This window comes from Arsenophonus endosymbiont of Bemisia tabaci Q2, from assembly GCF_902713415.1.
Classification (GTDB): Bacteria; Pseudomonadota; Gammaproteobacteria; order Enterobacterales; family Enterobacteriaceae; genus Arsenophonus.
Genome location: NZ_CACTIE010000103.1, coordinates 1 through 2,396, shown reverse-complemented (window position 1 = coordinate 2,396; position 2,396 = coordinate 1). Strand labels below are relative to the sequence as shown.

The window sequence follows — 2,396 nt, the reverse complement described above, 5'->3', positions numbered from 1 at the left end:
CACTCAATATGGTGTAATCAAAATTAAGTCGCTTAACTATAGATGTACTGCATATCGAGCGAAAGGAAATCGTTAAAGGTGGAAAACTGATTATCACCATTTGAGAAATTGTACAGCAGGAGTGATGATGCGCAGAGATATTCAACAAGTGTTAGAACGATGGGGAACCTGGGCAAGTGATAACAATACTGGTGTCGACTGGTCGCCAATAGCCGCGGGTTTTAAGGGGTTGCTCCCTTTACGCCGTTCCCTTCGCCCTTCGTGCTCGGATGATGATGGCCGGATTATCGATAATTGCGTGTTGCAATTGCAAAAAGTGCGCCAGCCCGAAGAGCTCAACCTGATTATTGCGTATTACGTCAAGGGTTATTCGAAGCGGGCTATCGCTCGCCGACGTCGGGTGGATGAAAGACTAATTCGGGCAAAATTACAGATTGCAGAAGGATTTATTGATGGTTGTTTATCCCTGCTCGCTGTGCAATTAGACATGGACCCGGAGGTTAAAATTTATTCGGCAAAAAAAAGTATTAGTGCGGTCCGCAAAAAGTTTGTTAATGTGCTATGAGTGGGTGATTTAGCATGATAGAACTATCCGCTCACTACTTTTTTCTATTAAATTGATGCACAAGTTGTTTTGCTACCCCATAGTTCTACTTTTTATGTAATGGCCAAATTTAGTTGACCACTACAGTAAAAAAGTATCTGAAAAATTCAAACCAAAAAATATAAATCTATATTTAAATCAATTGGTTACTGTGAGGTGGTGCACTCTTTCAATGAAACAACGATTTTAATTTATTCTCTAGCAGAAAAAGGAAGCATGTTATATGTCAGAAATAATGCGATTTTCATTATGTAAAAACAAGATAACAAAATATATAGCTAAGCGTCTTAATTTTGATTACAAAATATAAGTTTTTCTCCAAGATAAATTTACTGATATAGAGTAATTACTTGTAATCATTTTAAAGTCGCCCAGCTATAGTAAAAAAACGTGACATAATCAATAATAAAGAAAACTTTAACTGATGCCCGACTGAGGACGTTAGCTGTTTTCTCTGTTGATATATTTCTCCATTAATTAATCCTTCCACTAAGGACATAAATATATTTTCAACTTTTGGATAATTTGTTTTTATTTGATAATCAATTGATTGTAAAAACAAAATAAACTGCGTAAGCGCATAAAGATTATCTTCAATAAAAGGACTTTCAGGCATAATTAAATGCCTACAAAATAGCTGTATAATTTGATGCTCTTGCGTCATCACTCTACTTTGATAAATCACTCGTTTCTCAGTATAGCTAAGCGACTTAATTTTGATTACACTATATTGACTGCGAACAAAATATCTGTGTCGCATCCGAGCGCTCTTTTTTACATTTAGCTTGTGCCCATTTATGTTCAATTGGATTAAGATCTGCCGAATAGATAGGCAAATATTCCACCATATGCCCCGCATCGATCATGACTTGTTGAATACTTTGTTTCTTGTGAAAAGTTGCATTATCCATCATGATTACACTGTTTTTAGGAAGTACTCTGGGATAAAGACTTGGGTGACCAATGCATAGAAAACATCACTGTTAATATTGATATCAAATAATCCGATGCAAACAGCGTTGTGCCCAATAAAGCGCCGATAACATTTTTTTTGCTTTAGCTCCCCAGTTCTTGAGACCAAGACACCGTTGGCCTTTCGGGGAATAGCCGTGAGTCCGCGGGGTATCGTGTGAAAAACCACTTTCATCAATAAAAACAATATGCTTGCCTTCTTTTTCATACTGTCTTTTTTTTGTTGAAACGTTTGTCGAGTGTTTTCGTCGGCTTTCGGATGACGTAGAGTTTTTTTTATAGGTCAATCCCATTTTTTAAGAGCTTGCCAAATGGCCTTCTGACAACCGCCAAAACGCGCTGCTCGCTCTTTTTCGTAAGCATCTCGATATTGTTCAACATCTTTTATCAACTCGAATTTATCGATTTTTCGCTGACGCGTAGTCGATGTGCTTTTGGCTCTATTTGATTAATCCAACGCCATACAGATGCAGAGCCAATCCGAAATTGCTTCGCTGTTTCTCGGATACTCAAGCCTTCTTCTTCCATCGTAAATATCACTTTACATCTAAAATCAATTGAATAGCTCATATAAATAACGTCATCAAAATTAAGTCGCTTAGCTATAGTAAGCAGCAGCTGGTTATTACTTTTGCTCAGTAGTAAAAATTGCTATCAATCAGATATATGCTCAGTTAAGTGAACTTATAGCGTCGCAAGTACGGTAATGGTCAGCAAATCGAGACAATCTGGTATTTCAACGCTTCTTTTGTATTTACCCAGTCAACCGACGATATCAAGCTCTTTCAAACCTTGCTTGCGCAGGGAAGTGTATTAGATG

At 37.3% G+C, this 2,396-nt stretch carries 4 protein-coding genes and 1 pseudogene; 1 reads left to right on the top strand and 4 read right to left on the bottom strand.

The annotated features are described in order from the left end of the window. The first annotated feature begins 127 nt into the window (after positions 1–127). Positions 128–565: an antiterminator Q family protein gene (locus tag ARSQ2_RS05860; RefSeq protein ID WP_181994686.1), complete on the top strand. Its 438-nt coding sequence runs from the start codon at positions 128–130 to the stop codon at positions 563–565. A gap of 400 nt (positions 566–965) precedes the next feature. Here the strand turns inward: ARSQ2_RS05860 and ARSQ2_RS05855 are convergent, their stop codons facing one another. The 4 genes and pseudogenes from ARSQ2_RS05855 to ARSQ2_RS12660 all read right to left on the bottom strand — a co-directional run bounded on the left by ARSQ2_RS05855 (position 966) and on the right by ARSQ2_RS12660 (position 2,104). Beyond that, positions 966–1,409, bottom strand: a complete 444-nt coding sequence (locus ARSQ2_RS05855) for a hypothetical protein (RefSeq protein ID WP_181994685.1) — start codon at positions 1,407–1,409, stop codon at positions 966–968. After that, positions 1,330–1,518 (bottom strand): transposase, encoded by a 189-nt coding sequence (locus ARSQ2_RS12670; RefSeq protein ID WP_238334339.1) that lies wholly within the window; start codon positions 1,516–1,518, stop codon positions 1,330–1,332. The genes ARSQ2_RS05855 and ARSQ2_RS12670 overlap by 80 nt, the downstream gene beginning before the upstream one ends. A gap of 2 nt (positions 1,519–1,520) precedes the next feature. After that, positions 1,521–1,784 (bottom strand): hypothetical protein, encoded by a 264-nt coding sequence (locus ARSQ2_RS12665; protein WP_238334338.1) that lies wholly within the window; start codon positions 1,782–1,784, stop codon positions 1,521–1,523. Between the two features lie 75 nt (positions 1,785–1,859). After that, positions 1,860–2,104 (bottom strand): annotated as a pseudogene (locus ARSQ2_RS12660) (IS630 transposase-related protein). Between the last annotated feature and the right edge of the window lie 292 nt (positions 2,105–2,396).

What these genes read in the sequence shown, in the direction of transcription:
- ARSQ2_RS05860 (WP_181994686.1), top strand. Translation starts at nt 128, where the DNA reads ATGCGCAGAGATATTCAACAAGTGTTAGAACGATGGGGAACCTGGGCA.
- ARSQ2_RS12670 (WP_238334339.1), bottom strand. Translation starts at nt 1,518, where the DNA reads ATGATGGATAATGCAACTTTTCACAAGAAACAAAGTATTCAACAAGTC.
- ARSQ2_RS12665 (WP_238334338.1), bottom strand. Translation starts at nt 1,784, where the DNA reads ATGAAAAAGAAGGCAAGCATATTGTTTTTATTGATGAAAGTGGTTTTT.